Source organism: Streptomyces sp. SP17BM10 (genome assembly GCF_036322405.1).
In the GTDB taxonomy this organism is placed as follows: Bacteria; Actinomycetota; Actinomycetes; order Streptomycetales; family Streptomycetaceae; genus Kitasatospora.
This window is the reverse complement of sequence record NZ_JAQYXB010000675.1, coordinates 315,367-341,450: the sequence shown is the minus strand read 5'-3', so window position 1 is coordinate 341,450 and position 26,084 is coordinate 315,367. Positions and strand designations below refer to the sequence as shown.

22 protein-coding genes are annotated in these 26,084 nt (G+C 74.4%); 12 read left to right on the top strand and 10 right to left on the bottom strand.

The annotated features are described in order from the left end of the window. Positions 1 to 150: 150 nt before the first annotated feature. Genes PUR71_RS37265 through PUR71_RS37250 form a run of 4 tightly spaced genes read left to right on the top strand, consistent with a single transcriptional unit; the run spans position 151 to position 2,512 of the window. Positions 151 to 471: a DUF485 domain-containing protein gene (locus PUR71_RS37265; RefSeq protein ID WP_329931693.1), complete on the top strand. Its 321-nt coding sequence runs from the start codon at positions 151 to 153 to the stop codon at positions 469 to 471. After that, a complete protein-coding gene (locus tag PUR71_RS37260; RefSeq protein ID WP_329931692.1) occupies positions 468 to 2,162 on the top strand; it encodes a solute symporter family protein in 1,695 nt (564 codons plus the stop codon). The genes PUR71_RS37265 and PUR71_RS37260 overlap by 4 nt, the downstream gene beginning before the upstream one ends. Positions 2,163 to 2,164: 2 nt before the next feature. Beyond that, positions 2,165 to 2,326, top strand: a complete 162-nt coding sequence (locus tag PUR71_RS37255; protein WP_329931691.1) for a hypothetical protein — start codon at positions 2,165 to 2,167, stop codon at positions 2,324 to 2,326. A 15-nt stretch (positions 2,327 to 2,341) separates the two neighbouring features. Then, positions 2,342 to 2,512, top strand: coding sequence for a hypothetical protein (locus tag PUR71_RS37250; protein WP_329931690.1), 171 nt, complete (start codon positions 2,342 to 2,344; stop codon positions 2,510 to 2,512). A 44-nt stretch (positions 2,513 to 2,556) separates the two neighbouring features. On the opposite strand, the gene PUR71_RS37245 is transcribed toward PUR71_RS37250, so the two are convergent. Together PUR71_RS37245 and PUR71_RS37240 are read right to left on the bottom strand one after the other, a co-directional pair. Beyond that, the gene (locus PUR71_RS37245; protein WP_329931689.1) at positions 2,557 to 3,402 is read right to left on the bottom strand and encodes a hypothetical protein; all 846 of its coding nucleotides are present in this window, start codon (positions 3,400 to 3,402) and stop codon (positions 2,557 to 2,559) included. A gap of 111 nt (positions 3,403 to 3,513) precedes the next feature. Continuing rightward, positions 3,514 to 4,422 carry a LysR family transcriptional regulator gene (locus PUR71_RS37240; protein ID WP_329931688.1) on the bottom strand — a complete coding sequence of 303 codons (909 nt, stop codon included), beginning with the start codon at positions 4,420 to 4,422 and terminating at the stop codon, positions 3,514 to 3,516. A gap of 109 nt (positions 4,423 to 4,531) precedes the next feature. Here PUR71_RS37240 and PUR71_RS37235 point away from each other — a divergent pair, with 109 nt between their 5' ends. From PUR71_RS37235 to PUR71_RS37215, 5 genes are all read left to right on the top strand, one after another. Next, positions 4,532 to 5,575 (top strand): zinc-dependent alcohol dehydrogenase family protein, encoded by a 1,044-nt coding sequence (locus PUR71_RS37235; protein WP_329931687.1) that lies wholly within the window; start codon positions 4,532 to 4,534, stop codon positions 5,573 to 5,575. Positions 5,576 to 5,763: 188 nt separating this feature from the next. Further along, positions 5,764 to 6,984 carry a CapA family protein gene (locus PUR71_RS37230; protein WP_329931822.1) on the top strand — a complete coding sequence of 407 codons (1,221 nt, stop codon included), beginning with the start codon at positions 5,764 to 5,766 and terminating at the stop codon, positions 6,982 to 6,984. 133 nt (positions 6,985 to 7,117) lie between these two features. After that, complete coding sequence (locus PUR71_RS37225) at positions 7,118 to 8,929, top strand: serine/threonine protein kinase (RefSeq protein WP_329931686.1); 1,812 nt, start codon at positions 7,118 to 7,120, stop codon at positions 8,927 to 8,929. A gap of 304 nt (positions 8,930 to 9,233) precedes the next feature. Further along, on the top strand, positions 9,234 to 11,048 hold the full coding sequence (locus tag PUR71_RS37220) for an alkaline phosphatase family protein (RefSeq protein WP_329931685.1): 1,815 nt from the start codon (positions 9,234 to 9,236) through the stop codon (positions 11,046 to 11,048). Positions 11,049 to 11,363: 315 nt separating this feature from the next. Then, on the top strand, positions 11,364 to 13,067 hold the full coding sequence (locus PUR71_RS37215; RefSeq protein ID WP_329931684.1) for an FAD-dependent oxidoreductase: 1,704 nt from the start codon (positions 11,364 to 11,366) through the stop codon (positions 13,065 to 13,067). Positions 13,068 to 13,071: 4 nt separating this feature from the next. Here the strand turns inward: PUR71_RS37215 and PUR71_RS37210 are convergent, their stop codons facing one another. Continuing rightward, positions 13,072 to 13,773 carry a hypothetical protein gene (locus PUR71_RS37210; protein ID WP_329931683.1) on the bottom strand — a complete coding sequence of 234 codons (702 nt, stop codon included), beginning with the start codon at positions 13,771 to 13,773 and terminating at the stop codon, positions 13,072 to 13,074. A gap of 174 nt (positions 13,774 to 13,947) precedes the next feature. Here PUR71_RS37210 and PUR71_RS37205 point away from each other — a divergent pair, with 174 nt between their 5' ends. Continuing rightward, positions 13,948 to 15,318, top strand: coding sequence for an MFS transporter (locus PUR71_RS37205; RefSeq protein WP_329931682.1), 1,371 nt, complete (start codon positions 13,948 to 13,950; stop codon positions 15,316 to 15,318). Positions 15,319 to 15,386: 68 nt separating this feature from the next. On the opposite strand, the gene PUR71_RS37200 is transcribed toward PUR71_RS37205, so the two are convergent. The 4 genes from PUR71_RS37200 to PUR71_RS37185 form a co-directional block, all read right to left on the bottom strand. Continuing rightward, entirely contained in the window at positions 15,387 to 16,745 is a 1,359-nt protein-coding gene (locus PUR71_RS37200; RefSeq protein WP_329931681.1) for an RNA polymerase sigma factor, read from the bottom strand. After that, the gene (locus PUR71_RS37195; RefSeq protein WP_329931680.1) at positions 16,718 to 17,137 is read right to left on the bottom strand and encodes a YciI family protein; all 420 of its coding nucleotides are present in this window, start codon (positions 17,135 to 17,137) and stop codon (positions 16,718 to 16,720) included. Before PUR71_RS37195 ends, PUR71_RS37200 begins: the two co-directional genes overlap by 28 nt. Positions 17,138 to 17,325: 188 nt before the next feature. Continuing rightward, positions 17,326 to 18,684 carry an MFS transporter gene (locus PUR71_RS37190; RefSeq protein ID WP_329931679.1) on the bottom strand — a complete coding sequence of 453 codons (1,359 nt, stop codon included), beginning with the start codon at positions 18,682 to 18,684 and terminating at the stop codon, positions 17,326 to 17,328. 114 nt (positions 18,685 to 18,798) lie between these two features. Next, on the bottom strand, positions 18,799 to 19,152 hold the full coding sequence (locus PUR71_RS37185) for an ArsR/SmtB family transcription factor (RefSeq protein WP_329931678.1): 354 nt from the start codon (positions 19,150 to 19,152) through the stop codon (positions 18,799 to 18,801). Positions 19,153 to 19,313: 161 nt separating this feature from the next. Here PUR71_RS37185 and PUR71_RS37180 point away from each other — a divergent pair, with 161 nt between their 5' ends. Continuing rightward, positions 19,314 to 20,555: a permease gene (locus tag PUR71_RS37180; protein WP_329931677.1), complete on the top strand. Its 1,242-nt coding sequence runs from the start codon at positions 19,314 to 19,316 to the stop codon at positions 20,553 to 20,555. A gap of 73 nt (positions 20,556 to 20,628) precedes the next feature. Continuing rightward, positions 20,629 to 21,339, top strand: coding sequence for a hypothetical protein (locus PUR71_RS37175; protein WP_329931676.1), 711 nt, complete (start codon positions 20,629 to 20,631; stop codon positions 21,337 to 21,339). Here the strand turns inward: PUR71_RS37175 and PUR71_RS37170 are convergent. The 3 genes from PUR71_RS37170 to PUR71_RS37160 all read right to left on the bottom strand — a co-directional run bounded on the left by PUR71_RS37170 (position 21,315) and on the right by PUR71_RS37160 (position 25,937). Further along, positions 21,315 to 22,154: a DUF4389 domain-containing protein gene (locus tag PUR71_RS37170; protein WP_329931675.1), complete on the bottom strand. Its 840-nt coding sequence runs from the start codon at positions 22,152 to 22,154 to the stop codon at positions 21,315 to 21,317. The two genes, PUR71_RS37175 and PUR71_RS37170, sit on opposite strands and share 25 nt — an antisense overlap. A gap of 118 nt (positions 22,155 to 22,272) precedes the next feature. Then, a complete protein-coding gene (locus tag PUR71_RS37165) occupies positions 22,273 to 23,094 on the bottom strand; it encodes an MBL fold metallo-hydrolase (RefSeq protein WP_329931674.1) in 822 nt (273 codons plus the stop codon). Beyond that, positions 23,091 to 25,937, bottom strand: a complete 2,847-nt coding sequence (locus PUR71_RS37160; protein WP_329931673.1) for an AfsR/SARP family transcriptional regulator — start codon at positions 25,935 to 25,937, stop codon at positions 23,091 to 23,093. The genes PUR71_RS37165 and PUR71_RS37160 overlap by 4 nt, the downstream gene beginning before the upstream one ends. Positions 25,938 to 26,084 lie beyond the last annotated feature (147 nt).

The following is a 26,084-nucleotide window of genomic DNA, read 5'->3' as shown; positions in this document are numbered from 1 at the left end:
CCCGCGCAGCGACTGCGTCGGGGACTTCCGACATGTCGACTTCTTCCGACGCGTCGGTTGACGCGCGTTGATCCCGCGTTGACCCGGTGTCGACGGGGTGTTCCTACGGTCGGGGCTTCGGCACGTTCCGCACTGTTCTGAAGGACTGACATGATCGACCCCGCCGTGTCGTCGCGCCGCGACACGCCCTGGATCGGCGACGATCCCCGCTTCATCGAGTTGCGCGCCGCCTACCGCAGGTTCGTCTTCCCGGTGACGGCGGCGTTCCTGCTCTGGTTCCTGGCGTACGTGCTCTGCTCGGCGTACGCCCGTGGCTTCATGGCGACCAAGGTCGCCGGGAACGTCAACGTGGCCCTCGTCTTCGGGCTGCTGCAGTTCGTCTCGACGTTCGGCATCGCCCTGGCCTACGGGCGGTTCGCCGCGCGCCGGCTGGACCCGCTGGCCGCGGCGCTGCGGGAGGACCGGGCATGATGCAGCATCACAAGGGCCTGACCATCGGGCTGTTCGTCGCCCTCGTGGCGGTGACCCTCGTCATCACCCTCTGGGCGCGCCGGAGCACCCGGGGCACTGGAGGCTTCTACACCGGCGGCGGCCAGTTCTCCGCGCTGCAGAACGGGATCGCGATCTCGGGCGACTACCTGTCCGCGGCCTCGTTCCTCGGGATCGCCGGGATCATCGCGCTCGCCGGGTACGACGGCTTCCTGTACTCGATCGGGTTCCTGGTCGCGTGGCTGGTCGCGCTGCTGCTGGTGGCCGAACTACTGCGCAACACCGGGCGGTTCACCATGGCCGACGTGCTGGCCGCGCGGCTGCGCAGCGGGCCGATGCGAACGGCGGCGGGTGTGTCGACGATCGTCGTCTCGATCTTCTACCTGATCGCGCAGATGGTCGGCGCGGCGACGATCGTGGGGCAGCTGCTCGACGTCAAGGGTGCCTCCGCGCAGATCTGGACCATCGTCGGGGTCGGCGCCCTGATGATCGTCTACGTCGTGGTCGGCGGGATGAAGGGCACCACCTGGGTGCAGATCGTCAAGGCGGGGCTGCTGATCGCCGGCGCGGCCACGATGACCCTGTGGGTGCTGGCGAAGTACGGCTTCGACCTGAGCCACCTGCTCGGGGACGCCGCGACGGCGTCCAAGAAGGGCGACGCCTTCCTCCAACCCGGCCTGAAGTACGGGTCGACCGACGGCTGGTCGAAGCTCGACCTGGTCAGCCTTGGTATCGCCCTGGTGCTGGGCACCGCGGCGCTGCCGCACGTGCTGGTGCGCTTCTACACCGTCCCGACCGGCAAGGACGCGCGCACGTCGGTGAACTGGGCGATCGGCATCATCGGGGTCTTCTACCTGATGACCCTGGTGCTGGGCTTCGGCGCGGCCGCGCTGGTCGGCACCGCGACGATCAGGGAGAAGGACCCGTCCGGCAACACCGCCGCGACCCTGCTGGCCGAGCACCTCGGCGGCGGCGCGGGCACCACCGGCGGCTCGCTGATGCTGGCCTTCATCGCGGCGGTCGCCTTCGCCACCATCCTGGCGGTCGTCGCCGGGCTCACGCTGACCTCGTCGTCCTCGTTCGCCCATGACCTGTACGCCAGCGTCATGCGCAAGGGCAGGGCGACGGAGCGGCAGGAGCTGCGGACGGCGAAGGTGGCGGCCGTCGTCATCGGTGCGGTCGCGGTGGTGCTGTCGGTCTTCGCCCGGGACCTCAACGTGGCGTTCCTGGTGGCCCTGGCCTTCGCCATCGCGGCCTCCGCCAATCTGCCGGCGATCCTGCTGACCCTGTTCTGGCGGGGGTTCACCACCTTCGGCGCCAAGTGCGGCATCTACGCGGGCCTGGTCAGCTCGATCGGGTTGGTGCTGCTCTCCCCGATCTGCTGGGGCGGCGCGAGCGGGACGGTCCACGCGGTGAAGCTGACGGCCGCGCAGGCGAAGGACTGCGGGGTGGCGGTGAGCAGCAAGGAGGTCGGCAACGCGACGGCGCTGATCTCCTGCACCGCCACCGCGCCGGTCCCGCTGCAGAATCCGGGAGTCGTCTCGATCCCGATCGGGTTCGCGGCCGCCGTCCTCGGGTCGCTGGTCGGCGGCCGCCGCCGTCGCGAGGTGGACCCCGACCGGCAGTCCTTCGAGGAGCTCGAGGTCCGCGTCCTCACCGGGGTCGGGCGCTAGTCGTGAAGTCCCGCACCGATCTCGACGAGTTCCTCTCCGACCTCGCGCGCTACGCGGCCGCGGACGTCCTGACGGCCCACCTCACCGCGGACACCCTGCGCAGGTACCTGCGGGCCGGGCTGATCGTCCCGGACGATCTCTGCGCCGGTGACGCCGACGGCTAGGCGCAGCTGCTGCCGGTGTCGAACGGCGGCACCGGCCGGGCGGTCTCGTTGCACGTCTACGGCACCGACATCCCCCTGAGCGGGGACAGCTCGATCAACCGGGTCTTCGGGCAGGAGGTCGTGGACGTCCCGCCGGACGGCGCCCGCCTGGTGAGCCGGCGGCGTCCGGACGGCCGTGCGCAGTGACGCGGGAACGGTGAAACGACGGGTCGCCCGCTCCGGGCGGCCCGTCAGGCGTGGGCCGGCGTCGCCGCGAGCTCGTGCAGGGAGGCCTTGAGAGCGGCGACGAAGCGGTCCTGGACGGTCTCGGCGACGAGGTCGAGCGAGAGGTAGGGGTTGAGGTCCTCCAGCTCGACGAGGAGGAGGTCGCCCTCGGGGGTGCGGCAGGCGTCGACGCGCTGGATGCCGTGCTCGATCGTGTTCCACGCGATGAAGCGGCGCGCGAAGTCGAGGTCGGCGGCGGTGGGCTCGTACGGTTCGAGGCGCCAGCGCTGCTCGGGGTCGGGGGCGTGCAGCGCGTACTGGAAGGCGTCGTCGACGAAGTAGAACGAGACCTCGTACGCGAAGCGGATCAGCGGCTGGACCAGGACGTCGTCCCCATACTCGACGCGGGCGAGCTCCTCGCGCGGGACGATCCGCAGGCCGATCGAGTCGGCGCCGAGCTTCGGCTTGACGACGTACTCGGGCACGACGGGCAGTCGCCCGAGGTCCTCGGCCCGGTCGACGGTGGGGATCACGGGGTACCCGGCGGCGGTGAGGTCGAGCAGGTACTGCTTGCCGGCCATGTCGGCCCGGCCGGTGAGCGGGCTGTGGACGCGGGTGCCGCGTTCGAGGCAGCGGCTGCGGAAATCGTCGTACTCGGCGCGGTAGTTGAGCACCGGGCCGCTGTTGCGGACGAGGACGAGGTCGAAGGCGTCCATCAGGGCGGCGGCGTCGAGGGGGTGGCACAGGGCGACGTCGAAGTCCTCGCGCAGGCGCGCGGAGAGCCGGATGTCCTCGTCGCAGTACCGGCGGCCGCGGGCCTGGTAGGCCAGGTCGGTGACGAACAGGACGCGGGGCTTGGCGGCGGCGGACATATCTCTCCCGAAGATCATTTCTCCAGCTCAGCCTACTCCAGCGCGCCCACTGGGGAGGCCGGTGACGTAGGCCGCCGGCGGGCGTGACGCACACCGTCAGATGACCGACGCCTACGGGGCACCGGCCAGCGTGCGGAGCAGGTCGAGGCCGGCGGCGATCGCCGGCTCGTGGGCCGCGCCGTGGCGGACGGCGACCTCGATCCTGCGGCTGAGGGTGCCGTCCGTCACCGGCCGGGCGGTCAGCGTGGGCGGCAGGCGGGTGGCGGCCAGGCGGGGGACGAGCGCCGCGTGGCCCGCGCTCTCGGCGAGGGCGATCATCGCGGAGAAGTCGGTGCAGACGTTCCGCACCTGCGGGGTGAAGCCGGCCGAGCGGCAGGCCTGGAGGACGGCGGCTCCGCAGGCGGTCTGCGGCGGCGCGGTGGTCCAGGGCGCGTCCGCGAGCTCCCGCAGGTCGAGCGGCGGGCCGTCCGTGCGCGCCGCCGGGTGGCCGGACGGCAGCACGGCGACCAGGGGATCGGACCGCAGCGCTCGGGTCTCCACCTCCGCGTGCGCGGGCGTGGCCAGGTTGTCGTACCGGTAGACGAGGGCGAGGTCGGCGCGACGCTGGAGCAGCAGCCAGACGGCGGCCTCGGGCTCGGCCTCGGTGATGTGGAGCCGCACGTCCGGGTGGGCGGTCCGCAGGGCGGTGCCGAGCGGGGCGGCCAGCGGGACGAGGGCGCTGGGGAAGCAGGCGAGGCGGAGGGGGCCGGCTGGGCTCCCGGTCTCGGCGTGCAGCCGGATCCGGGCGTGCTCCAGGGCGGCGAGCACCTGCTCGGTGTCGCCGGCCAGGCGGCGGCCCGCGGCCGTGAGGTGGACGGAGCGGCCGGTGCGCTCCAGGAGGCCGGTGCCGGTCTCCTCCTCGAGCAGCCGCAGCTGCTGCGAGACGGCGGACGGCGTGACGCCGTGGAGGTCGGCCACGGCGGTGACCGTGCCGTGCGCCGCCAGGTCGCGGAGGAGGACGAGTCGTCGAACGTCGAGCATCAGTTCATCTTAAGGAGATGGTGTAGGACATGTAGCTGGACACGGGTGCGCCCGGTTGGCGACCCTGGCTGCTCCAGTCCAGGTCCCCCGAGCAGTGCCAGGAGAGTCCGTGCGCGCCACCGTGATCCACGCCCCCGACGACATCCGGATCGAGGAGGTGCCGGACCCGGTGGTGCGGCGGCCGACCGACGCCGTCGTGCGGGTGGTCAACGCCTGCATCTGCGGCAGCGACCTGTGGGCGTACCGCGGCGTGGCGGCCCGGGTGGCGGGGCAGCGGATCGGCCACGAGTTCCTCGGCATCGTCGAGGAGGTCGGCTCCGAGGTGTCCGGCTTCACCCGCGGCGACTTCGTGGTGGCCCCGTTCGTCTGGTCGGACGGCACCTGCGAGTTCTGCCGCGACGGCCTGCACACCTCCTGCCCGCGGGGCGGCTTCTGGGGCGAGGTCGGCTCCGACGGCGGCCAGGGCGAGGCCGTCCGCGTCCCCTTCGCCGACGGCACCCTCGTCAAGCTGCCGAAGGAGGCCGCCAAGGACGAGGCGCTGCTGCCCGGCCTGCTCGCCCTGTCGGACGTGATGAGCACCGGCCACCACGCCGCCGTCTCGGCGCGGGTGCGACCGGGCTCGACGGTCGCCGTGGTCGGCGACGGCGCGGTGGGCCTGTGCGGCGTGCTCGCCGCGCACCGGCTCGGCGCCGGCCGGATCATCGCGCTCGGCCGCCACGAGGCGCGCACGGCGATCGCCCGCGAGTTCGGCGCGACGGACGTGGTCGCCGAGCGCGGCGAGGCGGCGGTCGAGGCGGTCCGGGAGCTGACCGGCGGCACGGGCGCGCACGCCGTCCTGGAGGCCGTCGGCACCGAGGAGTCGATGCGCACCGCGATCTCCATCGCCCGCGACGGCGGCGCGGTCGGCTACGTCGGCGTGCCCCACGGCGGCAGCGCCGGCGTCGACCTCCGGCAGATGTTCGACCGCAACGTGGCGGTCGTCGGCGGCGTCGCCCCCGCCCGCGCGTACATCCCCGAGCTGCTCCCCGACGTCCTCTCCGGCGCGATCGACCCGGGCCTCGTCTTCGACCGCACCGTCACCCTCGACGGCGTCCCGGACGGCTACCGCGCCATGGACGACCGCTCGGCCCTGAAGGTCCGGATCGCCTTCTGACGTTCCGCCCGCGCCTCCCGGGTCGCGTGATCGCCGCGGCCCCGCGGCTCGGGAGGAAGGCGGCCGGGGCTGGCCCCCTTGGGTGAGGCCGGGGGACGGTGGGGCGTGGGGGACGGGTGGGGTGGGGGTGGGCTCGCATAGTCGGAGGGCGAGGGGGTCATATCCGCCGACTGTGGGACGACACGATGATGAGATCGCCGCGCCGTGAGGTGCTCCTGGCCGTTGTGCTGCTCGCCCTCGCGGGGTGCGGCGGGCCACCGGCGCCGGACGCCGCACCGTCACGGGGCGCTGCGTCGGAGGCCGCCGGCCCGACGGCCGTGCCGACGCCCCCGGGGCCGCGGGCGTTCACGCTGGTGGCGACCGGGGACGTCCTGCCGCACACCGAGATCATCCAGCAGGCCAAGGAGGACGCCGGAGCCGCCGGGGCCGGCGGGAGCACCGGGGCCGGCGGGTACGACTTCACGCGGATGCTCGCCGGCGTCAAGCCCGTCATCGCGGCCGCCGACCTGGCCATCTGTCACATGGAGACGGTGTACGGCGCCGACGGCGGGCCCTTCACCGGGTACCCGTCGTTCAAGTCGCCCCCACAGGTGGCCCGGGCGCTCAAGGACGTCGGGTACGCGGCCTGCGACACCGCCTCCAACCACACGCTCGACGACGGGCCGGCCGGGATCCGGCACACGCTCGACGCCATGGACGCCGTCGGGCTGAAGCACACCGGGTCCGCACGCGGCGAGGAGGAGGCGGGCAGACCCGTGCTGCTCACGGCGGGCGGCGCGACGGTGGCCCAACTCGCCTACACGTACGGCACCAACGGCATCCCGCTGCCGCAGGGGCAGCCCTGGGCGGTCAACCTCATCGACCGGGACCGGATCCTCGCCGACGCGCGGGCCGCCCGGGCGGCGGGAGCGGACATCGTCGTGGTGAGCGTCCACTGGGGCACCGAGTGGCAGGACGCCCCGAACGAGCAGCAGCTCTCGCTGGCCCGCGACCTCGCCGCCGAGCCGGAGCCCGGGCGGCCGGTGGTCGACCTGGTCCTCGGGACGCACGCCCACATCCCGCAGGCGTACGAGAAGATCAATGACACCTGGACGGTGTACGGCATGGGCGACCAGCTCGCCGGCCACATGTTCAACCCCACGGGCGCCGAGGACCCGCGCGGCAACTGGTCCTCGATCGCCCGGTTCACCTTCTCGCCGCCGGCCGCGCCCGGGCAGCGGTGGACCGTGACGAAGGCGGAGTTCGTCCCGCAGGTCACCGACCTCGGGCCGCCCTACCGCGTCCTCGACCTGCGGGAGGCCGTCCGCGCCCACCCCGACCGGGCCGACTACGCCACGGCGCTCGACCACATCCGCTCGGTCGTGCTGAGCCGCGGTGCCGGAGCGGCGGGCCTGTCCATGGCGCCATAACGCGTCGAACGCGCGCATACCGGGCGGTGTTCATCCGACGTCAAGTCAGCCGTTATCGAGTGGCCCCAGGATCTGCGGGGCGCCCCGGCCGACGGCGTGCGCGCAACCGATGCGACTCGACTCAGGGAGAACCATGCGTGGCACCGTGCTCGCCGACCGCTACCGGCTGGTGGACTGGCTGGGCGGTGGGTCGATGGGCGACGTGTGGCTCGCCGAGGACGAGGTCCTCGGCCGCCGGGTGGCGGTGAAGGTCGTCAAGCCCGTCCTGCTGGACGAGCCGGGGTTCGCCGAGCGCTTCCACGCCGAGGCGCGCGTCATGGCGCAGCTGCGGCACCCGGGCATCGTCGGGGTCCACGACTTCGGGCACGGCGAGGCCCCCGTGATCGGGAGGCCGGTCGCGTACCTGGTCATGGAGCTGATCGACGGGGAGCCGCTGAGCGCCGTGCTGGCCCGCCGGGGCAGTCTGCCGGTCGAGGAGGTGCTGCGGATGGCGCTCCAGGTGCTGGAGGCCCTGGCGGCGGCGCACGGCACCGGGGTGGTCCACCGGGACGTCAAGCCGGCCAACCTGATGGTGTGCGGAGACCGGACGGTGATCGCGGACTTCGGCATCGCCCGGCCCGGCAGCGACGCCCGGCTGACCGTCCCCGGGATGGTCCTCGGCACCGCCGCGTACCAGGCGCCGGAGCAGGCCTCGAGCGGGCCGGTCACCGGCTCGGCCGACCTCTACGCGCTCGGCGTCGTCCTCTACGAATGCCTGGCCGGGGGGCTGCCCTTCGACGGGGAGACCGCGCTCGAGGTGATCCTCAAGCACCTCACGGAGCCCGTGCCGCCGCTGCCGGACGCGGTGCCCGGGCCGGTGCGGGCACTCGTCGAGCGGGCGATGGCGAAGGACCTGGGCGAGCGCTGGCCGGACGCGGCGGCGATGGCCGAGGCCGTTCGGGAGGCGCTGGCGGCGGGTGTCGGGGAGGACGCCCGGGCGGCTGCGATCCCATCCGGTCGGGCTTCGGCCGGGCGCGGGCGGTGGACGGGCCTGCGGCGGCGGACGGTGGTGTCGGTCGTGGCGATGGCCGTGCTGGGCGCGGCGGGCGCCACCGGGGCGGTGGTGAACCGGCCGGGCTCGGGCACCGCGCCGTACGGCGGGGCCGTCGCCGCGGGGCCGACGGCCGACGCCGGGCAGCCCGGGGGGCCCGGCGGTGCGGTGGCACCGGAGTCGCCCGCTCCGTCCGGCGGCCCGGAGGCGAGCGGCACGCCGACGCCGACGCCCTCCGCCGACCCGAGCGCGGGGGACGGCGGCGGCCCGGTACCGGCCTCCGTCGGCACGCCGGGCCCGGGTGCCGCGCCGGTGCCGCCGGGCGCGCTCGCCCAGCCGGCCGCGCTGCCCGCCTCCGCCGGCCAGGCCTCCGCCGGGCCCGCCCGGCAGCCGTCCGCCGCGCCGACCACCGCCGGCCCGGCCCCGGCCCCCGCCCAGCCGACCGCCACCGCGCCGCCCGCGGTGCCGACGGCGACCCCGCAGCCGCAGCCCACGCAGCCGCCGAAGCCCGCGCCTCAGCTGCCCTCCCTGGCGGTGCTCGCCATCGGGAGCAACGCGCTGGACAACGCCTACTCCGTCGACAAGGACGGCAACCGCGTCGGCACCTATCCCGTCAACCGGTCCGCGGCCCAGCAGTGGCGCCTGGAACCGTTCGGCGACGGGCGCTACTTCCTGCGCAACGGCTCGACGAACTACACCAAGGTCCTCGACCTCGAACTGACCACCGGCCGGATCCAGGTCTGGACGAACCCGCCGGGCGCGGAGAACCAGCTCTGGTCCTTCCTCCCGGTCCCGGGCGGCTACGAGGTCGTCAACGCCTCCACCAAGCAGTGCCTGACCTCGGACGGCATGGCCCAGTGGGTCAGGACGCAGGCCTGCTCGGCGGAGGACAACCAGGTGTGGACGCTGTCCTGACGGGGACGCGGACGCGGTCCTGCCTGCACGGCCGGGATCGGCGCCCTGGCAGCAGGGACGTCCGCACCTCGCACCGGGCGGCCGCTGCGCCGCTGCACTGCCGAGCCGGACTGTCTGGCCCACGGAGCCGGTCAGGGGAGCGGCGGCATCCGATCGTGCCCGTGTCACCTCGCCGCACACCCAAAGTTGTCTGAGCAAGTTCGGTCGCCGTTCTTCCATCGGACAGCACCGGCCGGTACTTCTGAGTCCGCTCATGGCGCGAAGCCATGGCGACCACCCTCACCAACGGGACGAGGTACCCCTGATGAGACTGCGCTGGAGCTCCCTCGGCGGGCTGCTCGCCGCACTCCCCCTCCTCGGCGCGACGGCCGTCGCCGCCCCCGCGACCGCCCACGCGGCGGCGGGCAGCGGCAACCTGATCGTCAACGGCGACGCGGAGGCCGGCGGCTACTGCACCAACGACTGGAGCGCCGCCACCACCGTCCCCGGCTGGACCGTCCAGGCCGGCGGCGTCAACGTGATGTGCCAGAGCGTCGGCTCCTTCGGGCTGCCGAACGACGGGGCCACGCCTGGCAAGGCCTTCTTCGGCCCGGGGAACTTCGGCGACGGATCGATGTCGCAGACCGTCGACGTCTCCTCCGCCGCCGCGGCCATCGACGGCGGCGGGGTGCACTACAACCTGGCCGGCTGGCTGGGCGGTTGGACCACGTACGGCGGCCACGTCGCCGTCAGCCTGCACTTCAAGGACGCCGGCGGCCACCCCGTCGGCACGACCGCCAAGCTGCCGACCGTCTCCGCGACCGATCGCGGCCTCGCCACCAAGTTCCTCTCCCGGACCGCCTCCGGGGCCGTCCCGGCCGGCGCCCGCTCGATCCAGGTCGAGGTGCAGTTCCTCTCCACCACGAACGAGACCGGCTACCTGGACAACCTCTCGCTCACGCTCGACACCCCCGTCGCCGCCCCGGCCCCGCTCGCCCCGCCCGCGTCCGCCGTGCCCGGATACGACCACGTGTTCACCGTCATGATGGAGAACACCGACTACAACCAGATCATGAACGACCCGGCGGACACCCCGTTCATGCACGGCCTGATGGCCCGGGGCGCCACCCTCACCGACGCCCACGGCGTCTACCACCCGAGCGACGAGAACTACCTGGCCATCGCGGGCGGCGACACCTACACCAAGGGCGCCACCTACTGGCCCAACATCAACTCCCCGCAGCGCAACCTCGGCGACACCATCGAGGCCGCGGGCAAGACCTGGAAGGCCTACGAGCAGGGCATGGGCACGCCCTGCAACACCACCACCCAGTACGACGCGAAGTACGAGCCCGACGACGCGCCGTTCATCAACTACACCGACATCAGCGGAAACCCCGCCCGCTGCGCGGCCCACCTGTTCGACACCACGCAGCTGACCACTGACCTCCAGTCGGCCGCCACCACCCCGAACTTCTCCTGGATCGCCGCCGACGACTACTACGACGGCGAGGCCTCCGGCAACGGGAACGCCACCAGCCTCCAAGTCCAGGACGGCTGGCTGAAGCAGACCCTCGCCCCGGTCCTGTCCTCGCCCGCGTGGACCACGCAGCGCTCCCTGCTGCTCCTCACCTGGGACGAGAGCTCGGGCGAGGCCTACAACCACGTGGCCACGATCGCGGTCGGCTCGCAGGGCACCGTCCCGGCCGGCACCAGCAGCCCCCTGCACTACGACCACTACTCCATCGGCCGCACCATCGAGTCCGCCCTCGGCCTGCCCGGGCTGACCGCCAACGACACGTACGCGACCCCGCTCAACGCCGCGTTCGCGCCGTCCACGGCCACCGGCCCGACGCTCACCGGCGACCTGAACGAGGTCGCGGGCGGCGGCGACGTCACCCTCCGCTACGCGCTGCCGAACACCTCCCAGGTCGCCGCGAAGAACTGGGTCGGCGTCTACCCGGCGGGCGTCACCCCGGGCTCCCGCTCCTCGCTGACCTGGGCCTACACGCCCAACCAGAGCGGCGTCGTCACCCTGTCGACCGGCAAGCTCGGTGGCGCGGGCGCGTACGACGCCTACTACCTCGCCGACGACGGCTACTCGGTCCTCGCCGGCCCGTTCCGCCTGACCGTCGGCTGAGGCCGGCGCCACCACCGCCTCCGCGGACCCAACGCACGCAGCCGCCTCGCCCGGATCGGGCGAGGCGGCTGCGTGCGTGGCCGTCGGGTCCGGCGCGAAGTGGTCGCGCCGGCGGTGATCCTGTCGCCGCGGACGCGGAAGCTTCGGGCTGTCGAGGACCGTGTCGATCTCGGCGACGGCTTCGGCGTTGCGACTCGGGGCTCCGGCGTGGACGGGGCTCTCGAAGATCTGCCGTGGAGTTCGGGGCATGTCGGTCTCACCGGACTTGGGCACGGGAGGCCACATAATCACAGGGACGCGCACCGGTGAGAGGGGATGACGATGGGTCAGGAGCACGGAACCACCCTCGGCAGACGCGGTCTGCTCGCCGCCGCCGGAGGTCTCGCGGCCGGGCTGGCCGGGGCCGTCGGCGGCACGGCGGCGGCCGACCCCGCCCGCGGACCCGACCCCGCCCGCGGACCCGACCCCGCCCGTGAACCCGACCGCGGCGCCGTGCCGTTCGGCCCGGCGAGCGTGCGTCCCGGGGATCCGCGGTACGCGAGCCTGCTGCTCGCCGACAACCAGCGCTTCGTCGGGCGGCCGGACGAGATCAGGGTCGTAGGCTCGACGGAACAGGTGGTCAGGGCGGTCGGGGAGGCCGTGCGGGCCGGGCGTCGGGTGGGGGTGCGCAGCGGCGGGCACTGCTTCGAGAACTTCACCGCCGACCCCGGGATCCGGATGCTGCTGGACCTCTCGCAGCTCGACGCGGTCGGCTACGACCCGGCGCGCCGGGCGTTCGCCGTCGAGCCGGGGGCGACGCTCGGCAAGGTCTACCGGACGCTGTTCAAGGCCTGGGGCGTGACGATCCCGGCGGGCGGCTGCCCGGAGGTCGGCGCGGGCGGGCACCTGGTGGGCGGCGGGTACGGGCCGCTGTCGCGGCGGTACGGCTCGGTGGTGGACCACTTGTACGCCGTCGAGGTCGTGGTGGTGGACGGGGACGGCACGGCCCGTGCGGTGGTGGCGACGCGCGAGCCGGACGACCCGCACCGGGACCTCTGGTGGGCGCACACGGGCGGTGGCGGCGGCAACTTCGGCGTCGTGACCCGCTACTGGCTGCGCTCGCCGGCCGCCGACGCGGAGGCCCGCTCGGTGGCTCCGGACCCGGGCCGGCTGCTGCCGCCCGCCCCGGGCGAACTGCTGGAGGCGCTGGTGGAGTTCCCGTGGGACCCGGCGGTGATGACGGAGCAGGCGTTCACCGGACTGCTGCGCAATTTCGGCACCTGGCACGAGCGCAACAGCGATCCGGGCTCCCCGGCCGCGGGCCTGTACGCGGTGCTGGAGCCGTCGCACCACACCGCGGGCGGCTTCCGGCTGGTGGTGCAGATCGACGCGGGCATCCCGGGGGCGGACGGGATCGTGACCGACTTCCTGAACCAGCTGGTGGCCGGCACCGGCCTCGACACCTCCCGCGGCGGCCGCAAGACGCTGCCCTGGCTCTACGCCATGACCTGGCCGGGCAACGGCGAGTCCGGGGACCTCCTCACCCGCCGCTACAAGGGCAAGGCCGCGTACCTGAAGCGCTCCTTCACGGACGCCCAACTCGCCGCGATCTACCGGCACTTGAAGAACGGAACCGGCACCCCGGCCTGCGGCATGCTGCTGGTCGGCTACGGCGGCCAGGTGCGCACGGTGGCGCCGGGGGCCACCGCCGTCGCTCAGCGGGACGTCGTGATGAAGGCGGTGTTCCACAGCATCTGGGCCGACGAGGCGGACGACGGCGCCAACCTGACCTGGCTGCGCGAGCTCTACCGCGAGGTGTACGCCGACACCGGCGGGGTGCCGGTGCCCGGTGAGGTGAGCGACGGGTCCTACATCAACTACCCGGACGTCGACCTCGCAGATCCGGCCTGGAACACCTCGGGGGTGCCCTGGCACACCCTCTACTACAAGGAGGGCTACCCGTGCCTGCAACGGGCCAAGGCCCGCTGGGACCCGCTCGACGTCTTCCACCACGCGCTGTCGGTGGGACTCCCCGGCTGAGGCCTCACCGGCCCGAGCTCTCCCGGAGCGTCCGGCGAGCGGCGGCCAGGGCCAGCAGGCCCCAGAGCGCGCCCGCGCCGGCGACCGCGTAGGCGCCGAGGTCGACGTAGGCCAGGTCGTAGTCGGTGCCGACCGGGGGGACGTAGTTCCCCGGGTCGGCCAGGACGACGACCCGCTCGCCCACGCTCGACGGGCCGGAGCAGCCCGAACCCGTGTACTCGCCGTGTGCCAGCGGCGTCCCGTCCGCGTGGCGGATCCCGCACTTCCAGCCGACGAGGCCGCGCCGGTCCCGCTCGGGGTGGGCCCACGTGACCACGGCGTCGGTCCGCACCGCGCGGTGGGCGGTGACCTCGGCCCGGACGACCTCCAGGGGCAGGACGATCAGTGCGAGTCCGAGCACGACGCCGGGCCACAGCACCCACCCGGTGGTCCGGACGGTCATCAGGCCGCCGAGCGCCGCGACGAGCACGACCACGGCGGCGATCACGCAGGGCGCGCTGTAGTCCGGGTCCGCGCCGAGCACCATCAGGCCGATGATCAACAGCGGCGCGAGCAGTCCGGTGAGCAGCGCGGTGACGCGGACGGTCCGCGGCTTGAGCGGCCGGTCCTTGCGGGGCCGCCTCTTGGCCTTCTTGGCGGCCGTCTTCGGGCGGAACGTCCCGTCGCTGAGCGGTCTCTTCTGCTTCTTGCTCCTGCCGCGTGCCATGTCGGCCCCCGTTCGTCCGTGCGCTCCTGTGCTCTCTTGTGCCCGCGCCAGTGTGGGGCCAGGGCCGGGGCGAGCGGAACCCGGACCCCCGGATCTCGCCAGGACTCTTGATGTGAAGTATCTTGATGTCGAGATTAATCCGGGGGCGGCCCCCGGGACGGAACGGGGGGCACGATGGGACACGGCGGGGACGGGCTGCTCGGACAGCTGCGACGGCCACCGGGCGGACGCGACGCCCGCACGATGCTGCTCGCCCAGTTCGTCGACCGCACCGGGACGGGCGTCTGGGCCGCCGCCTCCGTCCTGTACTTCACCTTCGTCCGCGGCCTCGACGCCGGCCGGCTCGGCCTCCTGCTCGGCGTCGCCGCCGTCGCCGGGATCGCGGGCTCGCCGCTCGCCGGCCGAGCGGCCGAACGCTTCACCGTCCGCGGCCTCCTGACCGCCTGCCACCTGCTGCGCCTCGGGACGATGGCCCTGCTGCTCGTCGTCGACCAGTACGTCCTGATGCTGCTCCTCGTCGCGCTCACCTGCCTCGGCGAGCGCGGCGCCAAGACGCTGGAGATGCTGTTCGCGACCCGGGTCGCGGGCGAGCGGCGCGGCGAGTACCAGGCACTCTTCCGCAGCGTCGCCAACGCGGGCTACGCCCTCGGCGCGGGCATCTCGGCGGCCGGGCTCGCGGTGGGCACGGTGACCGCCTACCGCGCGCTGATCCTGGCCAACGCGCTCTCCTTCGTCCTGGCCGCGGCCCTCGTCCGGCGGACCCGCGAACCGGCCGGGCACGGGCTCGTGGTGACGCCGAGCGCGGGGCCGAGTAGCGGGCCCAGTGCCGGGCCCAGCGCCGGGCCCAGCGCCGCGCCGAGCGGGCCTGCGGCGAGCGGCGGAAGCCCGTGGCGCGACCGCGGCTACCTGCTCTTCGTCCTCCTCGACATGCCGCTCAACCTCGACGACTCCGTGCTCAACGTCGGCCTCCCGCTCTGGCTCGTCCACCACACCACCGCGCCGCACGCGCTCGTGCCCGCCTTCCTCGTGCTCAACACCGTGCTCGTGGTGCTGCTCCAACTGCGCGTCTCCGCCTGGGCGCAGGGCCCGAGCGGGGCGATCAGGTCGCTCGCCTGGTACGGCGGCACACTGCTCGCGAGCTGTCTGCTGCTGGCCGCCTCGACCGCGCGCGGGCCGTGGGCGGCCTCGGCGGCGCTGCTCGCGGCCGGGGCGCTGGTGACCTTCGCCGAACTGCTGCGCTCGGTCAGCTCCTGGGAGCTGGCCGTGAGCCTGGCCCCGCCCCAGGCGCGGGCGTCCTACCTGGGCGTGGCCGGGATGTCCCAGTCGGTGCAGAAGTCGGCCGGCCCGCTGCTGCTGACGGGCGTGGTGATGACGGCCGGCCCGTTCGGCTGGATCGGCCTCGGCGCTGCGGTGACGGCCCTGGGCGCGCTCCAACGCCGGGCCGCGGCGCGGAGGCTGGCCGTCCTGGCCCGGGCGGCGTCGGCCGAGCCGCGCCAGGACGGCCGGCAGGTGGCCCGCGAGGCTCAGCGGACGACGTCGAGGTAGCTCCTCGTGCCGTGGTCCTCGCCGGTGCGGGCGCCAGGATTCATCAACCGGCATGGGCGGGAGAAGAGTCAGCCGCGGATTCCCTCGCCTCCGGGGGCCAGGGCGGCGGCCTTGCGCAGGAGGACGGACCGTTCGCGCGTGTTGGCGCAGAGGCGGACGGCCAGGTCGAGTTCGGCGCGGGCCTCGGCGGTGCGGCCGAGGCGGGCGAGGAGTTCGGCGCGGACGGTCGGCAGCAGGTGGGAGCCCTTGAGGCGGCCGGTCGCGGCGAGGTCGTCGACGAGGTCCAGCGCCGGCTGCGGGCCGCTCGCCATCGCCACCGCGACCGCCCGGTTGAGCTCGACGACGGGGGAGGGCGCGACCCGGCCGAGCGCCTCGTAAAGGAGCACGACGCGCTCCCAGTCCGTCTCCGCGACGGAGGGCGCCAGGGCGTGGCACGCGGCGATCGCGGCCTGGAGGCCGTACGGTCCGAGGCCGCGCCCGGCCGCCGCGGCGCGGTCGAGGGCGGCCCGGCCGCGGCGGATCGCCGAGCGGTCCCACCGGCGGCGGTCCTGGTCCTCCAGCAGCACCGGCTCGCCGTTCGGCCCGGTGCGGGCCGGGAAGCGGGCCGCCGTGAGCTCGAACAGGGCCAGCAGGCCGTGCACTTCGGGCTCCGCGGGCAGCAGCGCGGCCAGCATCCGGGCCAGCCGGACGGCCTCGCGGGCGAGGTCGGTGCGCAGCAGGTCGTCGCCGCTGGTGGCCGTCGAGCCCTCGGTGAAGATCACGTACAGGACGCTGAGGACGGCGCCCAGCCGGGCGCGGCGCTCGTCGGCCGGCGGCAGTTCGAACGGCACGCCGGCGGCGCCGATCGTCTTCTTGGCGCGGGTGATCCGGGCCTGGACGGTCGGCACGGGGAGGAGGAACGCGCGGGCGATCTCCTCGCTGGACAGGCCCGCCACCACGCGCAGGGTGAGGGCCACCCGGGCCTCGGGGGAGAGCACGGGGTGGCAGGCGATGAACATGAGCGCGAGGACGTCGTCGTCGACGCGGTCCGGGTCCCAGGGCAACTCGTCCGTGCGGTCGGGCGGTTCGAGGGCGCCGGTGGCCGCCTCGCCCTCGGCGAGGCGGCCCGCGAGCCGGGCGTAGCGCTCGTCCCGGGCGGAGCGGCGCCGGAAGCCGTCGATCGCGCGTCGCCGCGCGGTGGCCAGCAGCCAGCCGACCGGGTTGGCCGGGGCGCCGTCGCGCGCCCAGGAGACGAGTGCCTCCGCGAGCGCCTCCTGGGCGACGTCCTCGGCGAGTTCGAAGTCGCCGGTGTAGCGGGCGAGCGCGCCGACGATCCGGGCGGACTCGATCCGCCAGACCGCCTCGACGGTCCGCCGGGCGGATTCGCCGCCCGGCGGACCGTCGGTGGGCACCGGCTCCGTCACAGCTGGCCGGTCCGCTCGCGCCACGCCCGCTCCTTGACGATCCACTCGTTGTCCTGGGGGAACTCGTCGATCGCCGGGACGCGCCGGATCTCGCACTTCGACCCGGTCATGGCGGGCATCCGCTTCGCCCACTCGACGGCCTCCTCCTTCGAGGCGACGTCGATGATGTAGAAGCCGCCGAACAGTTCCTTCGTCTCACCGTAGGGGCCGTCGGTGACGACGGGGGTGTCGCCGCTGAAGTCGACCACGACGCCCTGGCCCGGGTCGTCGAGGCCCTCGGCGGCGACGAGCACGCCGGCCTTGATCAGTTCCTCGTTGAAGCGGCCGACGGTTTCGAGCATCTCCTCGAAGGGGGTCTCCATCATCTTGGCCATCGTCTCGTCGGTGCCGCGCATGATCAGCATGTACTTGGCCATCGTCGTTCTCCTCGGTGTCGGGGGTCGTCCGTCGAACCCTCTCTACCTCAGGTCGAACGGCGGCGCAGGGAATCGACACCGACGGGAAGAACTTTTTCGGGCCCGGGGTTCGGCGGCTTCCCGCGGGGCGCGTGGTGTCGGTGGCGCGAGCGGTCGGCCCGCGCGGAGGGACGTCGCCGGCCCTTCGCTCAGTGGCCCGCCACCGGGCGGGGCCAGCTGTGGTGGTGCTGGTCGATCACGTAGTGGTGGACGTGCCGCCAGCCGCCCGTGCCGGCCGGGTGGGCGCCGCTGAGGTGGGGGTGGCCGGGCGGGAGGTCGGTGTGGAGGTGGCCGAGGGTGTCGGGGTCGCGGGCGGGCCACAGGGCGGCGGCGCCGGTCGCGGCGGCCAGCGCGACGGCTCCGAGCACGACGGCCGTGACCGGGAGTCCGGGGCCCGCCGCGAGCCAGCCCGCCAGCGGGTAGGTCAGCAGCCAGCAGCCGTGCGAGAGCGAGAACTGGGCGGCGAACGCGGCCGGGAGGTCCCCGTCGGCGGCGGAGCGGCGGATGAGCCGGCCGCCGGGCGTGAGGACGGCGGAACTGCCCGCGCCGATCAGGGCCCAGGCCGCGAGCAGCGCGGCCCATGCCCACGCGCCGGGCCCGGCGGCCGTGATCGCGGTGACGGCGGCGAGTACGACGGGCAGCGCGAACGCGGCGGGGAGCATCACCCGCCGGTCTCCGGTCCGGGCGAGCAGCCGGGGGAGCAGCAGGGCGGCGAGCATCGAGCCCGCGCCGTACGCGCCGAGGGCGAGGGAGACGGCTCCGGCCGGGCGGTGGAAGTGCTCGCGGACCACGACGACGGTGTTGACGAACACGATCGCGCCCGCCGCCGCGACGGCGAGGTCGAGCGCGAGCAGGGCGCGCAGCCGCGGGGTCGCCCAGAAGAGGCGGGAGCCGAAGGCGGCCTTGGCGTAGGCGCCGCCGGTGCGCTCGACCGGGGCGGGCTTGGGCAGGACGGCGGAGACGACGAGGGCGGCGGAGGCGAGGAAGCCCGCGGTGGTGCCGGCGAACAGCCAGTTGTACGGGACGACGGTGAGCAGGACGGCGGCGAGCGCCGGGCTGAACAGGGACTCGAGGTCGTAGGCGAGCCGGGACATCGACAGCGCCTGGGTGTAGTCGCGTTCGGCGGGCAGGAGGTCGGGGATGGTGGCCTGGAAGGTCGGGGTGAACGCCGCCGAGGCCGCCTGGAGCAGGAAGATCAGCAGGTAGACCTGCCACACCTGGGTGACGAACGGCAGGGTGATCGCGACCCCGGCCCGGGTGAGGTCCATGCCCGCCATGAGGGCCCGCCGGGGTATCCGCCCGGCCATCGCGCCGGCCAGCGGGGCGATCGTGACGTAGGCGACCATCTTGATCGCGAGCGCGGTGCCGAGCACGGCGCCCGCGTCGGCGCCCGCGAGGTCGTACGCGAGCAGGGAGAGCGCGACGGTGGCCAGGCCGGTACCGACGAGCGCGACGACCTGTGCGGTGAACAGGTGGCGGTAGGAGCGGTTGCGCAGCACGGAGAGCATCGGGCCGTCCCGGTGGTCAGAGTGCGGTGGGAGACGTGCCCCATGATAGTCAATGCGTGCGTACGTGTGCACGTGTCGGTCGAACACGGCCCCGGCGGGGCCCCGCGGGGGGTGTCAGTCGTGCGGCGGCAGGTGCCGGATCTGGTGGTCGGCGACGTTCATCGCCTCGTCGACGAGCCGGCGCAGGTGGCCGTGGCGCAGCGAGTAGACGACCCGGCGGCCGTCGCGGCGGGTGGTGACGAGGCCGGAGAGCCGCAGCTTGGCCAGGTGCTGGCTGACGGAGGGGCGCGCGGCGCCGGTGGCCTCGGTCAGCGTGGTGACGTCGGCCTCGCCCTCGCCGAGCCGCTCCAGGAGGGCGAGGCGGGTGCGGTCGGCCAGCAGTCCGAGGACGGTGGCGGCGACGTCGAGCCGCTCCTCGGCGCGCTGGTGCGAGTGATGTGCATCTGCCAGCTCGGTGCCACTGCTCATCCGGCCATCGTAGGCCGTCGGGTGGCCGTGAGGGTGCTCGGGTGCGCACTCATTGTCAACGGTCGGTCGGGGCGGCGTCTCCCGAATACCCTGATGGGGTATAGGATCCGAAACCGGTCCGGCTGGAAGCCGGGGAGCCCCGGGGGAAGGCGAACCACCACATGCACGCGATCCTGCACGCCCTGTCCATCGCCGGTTCGATGACCTGGGAGATCACCTGGGCCCTGGTGCTGGGCTTCCTGCTGTCCGCCGTCGTCCAGGCCGTGGTGCGCAAGGCGACGATCGTCCGGCTGCTGGGGGACCACCGGCCGCGCACCCTGGCCGTCGCCTCCGTGCTGGGAGCGGCCTCCTCGTCGTGCTCGTACGCGGCGGTCGCGCTGGCGCGCTCGCTGTTCCGCAAGGGCGCGGACTTCACGGCGGCGATGGCCTTCGAGATCGCCTCGACCAACCTGGTCATCGAACTCGGCGTGATCCTGGCCCTGTTGCTGGGCTGGCAGTTCACCGCGGCCGAGTTCGTGGGCGGCCCGGTGATGATCCTGCTGCTCGCGCTGCTGTTCCGGCTGTTCCTGCGGGACCGCCTGCTGCGCGAGGCGCGCGAGCAGGCCGAGCACGGCCGGGCCGGCTCGATGGAGGGGCACGCGGCGATGGACATGTCCGTGCGGGGCGAGGGGGCGTTCGCGAAGCGGCTGCTCTCGCGCGAGGGCGTCACCTCCGTCTCGCACGTGTTCGTGATGGAGTGGGCGGCCATCCTCAAGGACCTCGTGATCGGCCTGCTGATCGCCGGGGCGATCGCCGCGTGGGTGCCGGACAGCTTCTGGCAGGCGTTCTTCATCGTCGACCACCCGCTCGCGAGCAAGCTGTGGGGGCCGCTGGTCGGCCCGCTGGTCGCGGTCGCGTCCTTCGTCTGCTCGATCGGGAACGTGCCGCTCGCGGTGGTGCTGTGGAACGGCGGGATCAGCTTCGGCGGAGTGGTGTCCTTCATCTTCGCGGATCTGCTGATCCTGCCGATCCTCAGCATCTACCGGAAGTACTACGGCCGCCGGATGGTGCTGTTCCTCTTCGGCACCTTCTACGCGGCGATGGTCGTCGCCGGATACGTCGTCGAGTTCGTCTTCGGCGGGCTCGGGCTGGTGCCGGACCAGCGGACGGCGGAGATCCCGATGGCGGGCGTCGAGTGGAACTACACGACGTGGCTGAACATCGCCTTCCTGCTGCTGGCTGCGGTCCTCGTGGTGCGGTTCTTCCGGACGGGCGGGACGGCGATGCTCCGCATGATGGGCGGCTCGCCGGACGGCGGGCACGCGCAGCACGAGCACGGCGCCCACGGCGACGAGCACCAGCACGGCGACGACCACCAGCACGGTCATGACCACGAGCACGGTCAAGACCACCACCGCCACTGACTCGGCGCGCCGAGCCGCGCCGACTCTGCCACGCTGAAGAGGGCAGCTACCTCGACCGAGGAGGCCCGCACCCATGTCAGCGCAGAAACCGGGGCCGGCCGAACGGCGGGCCCGCGCCGCCGCGCTCCGGGCGGAGGAAGCCCGCCGGGAGCGTCGGCACCGATGGCTGGTGGGCGGGGTCGTCGGGGTGCTCTCGCTCGCCGTGATCGGCGGCATCGCCGGCGTGATCGCGACGAACCAGAACTCGACGTCCCCCTCCGGCGTGCCGGCGCACCCGCGCACGACCGCCGAGGGCCGCACCACCCCGCCGCCCTGGGACGCGCCCGCCGACGCCGCCGCGGCCGTGAAGGCGGCCGGGCTGCCGATGCTGGGCGCTGAGGGGGAGGCCCTGCACATCCACACGCACCTCGACGTCTACGCCGACGGTCAGCCCGTGACCGTGCCGGCGCTGGTGGGCATCGACGAGGCCGCGCAGAAGCTCAGCCCGCTGCACACCCACGACACCACCGGCGTCCTGCACATCGAATCGCCCGTGCAGGCAGACTTCAGCCTCGGCCAGTTCCTGACCGAGTGGCAGGTCTCGGCCGCCGCCGACCACCTCGGCGGGCTGCGCACCGACGCGACCCACACGCTCACCACGTACGTGGACGGCAAGGCGGTGGCCGGCGACCCGGCGGCCGTCATCCTGCACGCGCACGACGAGATCGCCCTGGTCTACGGCACGGCGGAGGAGAACGCCAAGGTCACCGTGCCGAGCAGCTACAACTGGCCGAGCGGGCTCTGAGGCGCGCGGTCGGCGGGGCCGGGCACCAGGGGCGCGATGACGTGCTCGGTCGGGTTGACGGAGTTGTCGTCGTGGTGGTCCGAGTTCAGCGAGGCGGTGATCGAGCTGGTCGTCCAGGAGACCACGCCGAGGAGGACGAACGCGACGAGCAGGCCGCGCCCGGCGCCGCTCAGCACCAGCGGGCGGGTGGCCGACGCCGGGCCGTCCGGCTCGCTGCCCGCCTCCTCGCCGAACAGGCGCTTGGGGTAGGCGGAGGTGAGCATCACCAGGTAGGCGGTGAAGCGCATCCGGTAGCGCAGGATCGCGGCCGTCGCCTCGAACAACGGCTGCGGCATCCGGCCGAGGAACAGCACGACCAGCCAGATGACGACCCCCACCATCCACCACCCCGCGTACACCAGGCCCTGCACGATCGCCGCCGGGATGACGAGGACGATGCGGAACAGCACGGCCAGCCGGTTCAGCTCCCCGGGCCGCAGCCCGACCTGCACCGGGTACTCCGGCGCCCGGAAGCGGAACGGCGGGTAGCGGTCCAGCGTGAGCATCAGGTACGCGGTGACCCGGGTGTCGTACGGGACGAACACGCTGAGGTAGTCCACCGCGAAGCCGGGCAGGCGCCCGAGCACGAGCGCGCCGAACCAGCCGATGACGGTGACGAAGAACGCCACCACCGAGAGCACCCACACCACGACGAACTGGGGGATCAGCAGCAGGGCGCGCAGCAGCACCGTCCAGCGGTTCTGCCGCCCGGGCCCCGGCATGTCCAGCACCGGGAGCCACTCACGGCTGACGGGGGCGGGGGGAGCCTGCCACATCCGGGCCTCCACGGTCTCGGGACGACGGTCCCGGCGGGTCGGACTCGGCCGGGTGCCTTCCGAAGATCGCAGCAGCCCGCCCGGCCCGCCCGCGGTGCTGGGCCGGACGGCTGACGGGTCATTGAACCGGGAGGTACGCCGGGTCGTGGGCGCAGATGATCCGGACGTCCTCGGAGCGGGTGCGCTGGAGGTCGCGCAGGCGGTCCAGGTTGTGGAGGCGGGCGGGGTTGTCGACGGCCAGGAGGCGCTGGAAGGCGGTGAGCCCGGCCGGGCGGCGCGGGGAGCCGGGGGCGATGTCCGCGTGGTTGAAGTAGGCGTCCCCGGCGTGGAGCAGCCAGCGGTCGCCGGTGCGCACGGCGACGCCGCTGTGGCCGCGGGTGTGGCCGGCGAGCGGGACGAGCAGGACGTCGGTGCCGGCCCCGGGGAGGACGGGTATCGCGCGGAAGCCGTACCAGTCCTCGGTGGCGGCGTCCGGCCGGTGTTCGACCCAGCGCGGGCCGTGCGCCCACTGGGCCGGGCGGTAGCGGTCGCGCTCGTTGAAGGTGGCGCCGGCGCGGGCGGCGCGGAGTTCGTCGGCGAGCACGTGGACCTCGGCGTGCGGGAAGTCGCCGAGACCGCCGGCGTGGTCGACGTCGAGGTGGGTGAGCACGACGGCGCGGACGTCGCGCGGGTCGTGCCCGAGGGCGCGGATCCGGTGCAGGGCCGTGCGGGCGGGGTCGAGCCGGGGACGGACGGTGGCCAGGAAGCGGCGCCCGAGGCGCTCCCGCGGGCGGGCGACGTCGTCGGTGCCGAAGCCGGTGTCGACGAGGACCAGGCCGTCGGCGCCCTCGACCAGCAGGCAGTGCGCCGAGAGCAGGCCGAGCAGTCGCCCGCCGCCGCCCGTCAGCGCGCGGCCGCCGAGCGGGCACATCGTGCCGCAGTCCAGGTGGTGAACGGTCATGTCGCCTCCAGGGGTCGGGGGGCCTCGGGGGTGCGGGACAGCAGCCGGTCGATGCCGGCGGCCAGGTGGACGTCCCCGTGCGCGGTGTACAGCTCGCCGGCGGTGCGCCGGTGTTCGGCGGCCTCGGCGCAGCGGCCCCGGGAGTCCAGGAACTCGCCGAAATGACGGTGTGCCAGGGCGTGCAGGCGGACGTTGCCGGAGGAGCGGCACAGGTGCAGCGCCTCGCGCCAGGTGAGCTCGGCGGCGTACGGGTCGTCCAGTGCGTGCAGGGCGAAGGCCTCGTTGACCATCGCCCACAGGTAGGCGTTGGCGGTCGGCTGCGCGGCGAGCAGGTCACGGGTCTCGCGGGCGAGGTCGAGTGCGGCGGCCGGGGCGCCGAGGACGACCTTGAGCGCGGCGGCGTTGCTGAGCACGGTGGCGGCGTGCTCGCGCAGGCCGGTGCGCCGGACGAGGGCGAGGGCGGCGTCGGAGAGGCGGTCGGCGCCGGCCTGGTCGCCGGTGAGGGCGGTCATCGAGGCGCGCACGGACAGGGCGTGGATGTGCAGGTCGCCGTCCTCCGGGGTGGTGCGCTCGACGGCCCGCCCGGCGAGGGGCAGCGCCTCGGCGACGCGTCCGGTGGAGCCGAGGGCGCAGGCCGTCGTGGCCTCCATCGCGGCCAGGCCCTCGCGGTCGCCGCTCGCCCGTGCCGCGTCCAGCCCGACGCGCAGGCAGGCGAGGCGGTCGTGGACGCGCCCGGCGCCGTAGTAGAGGGTGGCGGTCGCCCGGGCCAGCCGCCAGGCGCGCTCGTGCTCGCCGCGCTCGGCGGCGGCCGTGACGAGTGCGCGCAGCACCGGCTCCTCGGCGTGGCACCAGGCGAGCGCCGCCCGCGGGTCGGTGAGGCGGGGGAGGGCGAGGTGCTCGGTGCCCGGAGGCCGGAACGGCTCGTGGTACGGGTTCAGGCGGCGGACGGCCGTGCCGGTGGCGAGGAGTTCGTAGTCGGCGAGGCGGCGGAACGCGTCCTGCCGGCGGTCGGCGGGCAGGCCCGCGAACAGCTCGGCGCCGTAGAGGCGGACGAGGTCGTGGCGGGCGAAGCGGCCCGGGGTGGTCTCGGTCAGCAGGTGGTGGGCGGCGAGGGAGCCGAGCGCCAGCCGGGTCGCGTCGGTGTCGGCGGCGAGCAGCGCGGAGGCGGCGTGGACGTCGACCTCGGTGCCGGGGTGGGGGGTCAGGAGCGGGAGGAGATCCCTTGCGTGCGACGGGAGGTGACGGTACGTCAGGCTCAGGGCCGAATGGACGCCGAGGGTGCCGTCCGCAGTGGCGAGGGTGGACAGGCGGGTGCGTTCGTCGGTCAACTCGGCTACCAGGTCAGCCAGTTGCCAGCCAGGCCGGGCGGCGAGGCGGGCGGCGGCGATCCGCAGGGCGAGGGGGAGGCGGTCGCACAGCTCGACCAGGTGCCTGGCCGCTTCGGGCTCGGCCGCCACGCGCTCGGCGGTGAGGCGGAGCTGGAGCAGGCGGTGCGCGTCGGCGGCGGGCAGCACACCGACCTGGAGCATCGCCGCGCCGTCGGCGACGACCAGCTCCTCCAGGCTGTTGCGGCTGGTGACGACCGCGACGCAGTCCGGGCCCGCGGGCAGCAGGTCGGTCACGTCGTCGGCGCTGCGGGCGTTGTCCAGCACGACCAGCAGCCGACGCCCGCGGGTGCGTTCGCGGAACAGTGCGGCGCGGGCCGGGCGGTCCTCGGGGATCGCCGGTTCGGGCACGCCGAGCGCGCGCAGGAAGCGGCCGAGCGCGTGCGCAGGGTCGGCCGGCCCGGCCGGGTCGAAACCGCGCAGGTCGGCGAAGAGCCGGCCGTCCGGGAAACCGGGCGCGGCGCGGTGCGCCCAACGGACCGCCGTCGCCGTCTTGCCGACCCCGGCCGGACCGACCACGACGGCCAGCCCGTCCCCGGTGCGGTCCGGGCCGCACTGGGCGTCGAGCCAGCGCTCCTCCGCCTCGCGGCCGACGAACCCGCGCGGCGGGGTGGGGAGTTGGTCGGGTGCGGTGGGCGGCTCGGGTGTCGGGGACGGCGTGGGTGCCGAGGACAGTGGGGGTGTCGCCCACGGCGCGGGTGCCGGCTTCTCGTTCGGCTTCCCGCCCGGCTGATCGTCGGCGAGCACGTCGGCGAGGGCCTGCTGGAGCTCGGGGCCGGGCGCGACGCCGAGTTCCCCCGCGAGGCGCGCGCGGGCCCGGTGGTAGGCCTCCAGCGCGGCGGCCGTCCGGCCGCTCCGGTGCAGACAGCGGACCAGCAGGGCGGCGACGGGCTCGCGCAGCCCGTCCGCGGCGACGGCCTGCTCCAGCGCCGGGACGGCCGCGAAGCCGCGCCCGAGGCGGAGTTGGCGCTGCGCCCACGCGGTGAGGAGGCCGGTCCGGGCCTCGTCCAGGCGGAGGGCCAGGGCCTCGGCGGGCGCAGTGGCCGGGAGGTCGGCGAGGGCCGCGCCCTGCCAGAGCCGCAGGGCCCGTTCGAGCAGCGCGGCGGCCGTCGCGTCGTCCTCCGTCGCGGCGGCCCGCGCGCCCAGCGCCCCGGCGGCCAGGGCGTCGACGTCGGCAGGGTCGCCGGTGAGGCGGTAGCCGGGGGAGCGGGTCGTCAGCTCGAAGGGGGAGCCGGCCAGCAGCTTGCGCAGCGCGGCGACGTGGCCCTGGAGGGCGGCCCTGGGGTGCGCGGGTGGCTCGTCGTCCCAGAGCAGCCCGGCGAGGCGCTCCACCGCGACCGTCCGGTTCAGCTCCAGCGCCAGCAGGGCGAGCACCGCCCGCCGCTGGGCACCCCCGGGCGCGGTGGGGGCTCCGGTGCCGAGCGCGAGCTCCACCGGGCCGAGCAGCCGTATCCCCATGCCTTCCGTCCTGCCGTCGCGACGCTGGTAGAGCCGCAGCTTACCCGCGGGTAGCCGGGCCCGGACCAGAGCCGTTGAACGCGCCCGCCCGTCGGCCCCGTTCACGGAGAGGGGCGCGCACCAGGGCGCCCGGAGACACGGGGAGGA

Excerpts from the sequence above, each read along its gene's own strand:
- PUR71_RS37265 (WP_329931693.1), top strand. The coding sequence starts at position 151 with ATGATCGACCCCGCCGTGTCGTCGCGCCGCGACACGCCCTGGATCGGC.
- PUR71_RS37260 (WP_329931692.1), top strand. The coding sequence starts at position 468 with ATGATGCAGCATCACAAGGGCCTGACCATCGGGCTGTTCGTCGCCCTC.
- PUR71_RS37245 (WP_329931689.1), bottom strand. The coding sequence starts at position 3,402 with ATGTCCGCCGCCGCCAAGCCCCGCGTCCTGTTCGTCACCGACCTGGCC.
- PUR71_RS37240 (WP_329931688.1), bottom strand. The coding sequence starts at position 4,422 with ATGCTCGACGTTCGACGACTCGTCCTCCTCCGCGACCTGGCGGCGCAC.
- PUR71_RS37230 (WP_329931822.1), top strand. The coding sequence starts at position 5,764 with ATGAGATCGCCGCGCCGTGAGGTGCTCCTGGCCGTTGTGCTGCTCGCC.
- PUR71_RS37225 (WP_329931686.1), top strand. The coding sequence starts at position 7,118 with ATGCGTGGCACCGTGCTCGCCGACCGCTACCGGCTGGTGGACTGGCTG.
- PUR71_RS37220 (WP_329931685.1), top strand. The coding sequence starts at position 9,234 with ATGAGACTGCGCTGGAGCTCCCTCGGCGGGCTGCTCGCCGCACTCCCC.
- PUR71_RS37215 (WP_329931684.1), top strand. The coding sequence starts at position 11,364 with ATGACGATGGGTCAGGAGCACGGAACCACCCTCGGCAGACGCGGTCTG.
- PUR71_RS37210 (WP_329931683.1), bottom strand. The coding sequence starts at position 13,773 with ATGGCACGCGGCAGGAGCAAGAAGCAGAAGAGACCGCTCAGCGACGGG.
- PUR71_RS37205 (WP_329931682.1), top strand. The coding sequence starts at position 13,948 with ATGGGACACGGCGGGGACGGGCTGCTCGGACAGCTGCGACGGCCACCG.
- PUR71_RS37195 (WP_329931680.1), bottom strand. The coding sequence starts at position 17,137 with ATGGCCAAGTACATGCTGATCATGCGCGGCACCGACGAGACGATGGCC.
- PUR71_RS37190 (WP_329931679.1), bottom strand. The coding sequence starts at position 18,684 with ATGCTCTCCGTGCTGCGCAACCGCTCCTACCGCCACCTGTTCACCGCA.
- PUR71_RS37185 (WP_329931678.1), bottom strand. The coding sequence starts at position 19,152 with ATGAGCAGTGGCACCGAGCTGGCAGATGCACATCACTCGCACCAGCGC.
- PUR71_RS37180 (WP_329931677.1), top strand. The coding sequence starts at position 19,314 with ATGCACGCGATCCTGCACGCCCTGTCCATCGCCGGTTCGATGACCTGG.
- PUR71_RS37175 (WP_329931676.1), top strand. The coding sequence starts at position 20,629 with ATGTCAGCGCAGAAACCGGGGCCGGCCGAACGGCGGGCCCGCGCCGCC.
- PUR71_RS37170 (WP_329931675.1), bottom strand. The coding sequence starts at position 22,154 with ATGTGGCAGGCTCCCCCCGCCCCCGTCAGCCGTGAGTGGCTCCCGGTG.
- PUR71_RS37165 (WP_329931674.1), bottom strand. The coding sequence starts at position 23,094 with ATGACCGTTCACCACCTGGACTGCGGCACGATGTGCCCGCTCGGCGGC.
- PUR71_RS37160 (WP_329931673.1), bottom strand. The coding sequence starts at position 25,937 with ATGGGGATACGGCTGCTCGGCCCGGTGGAGCTCGCGCTCGGCACCGGA.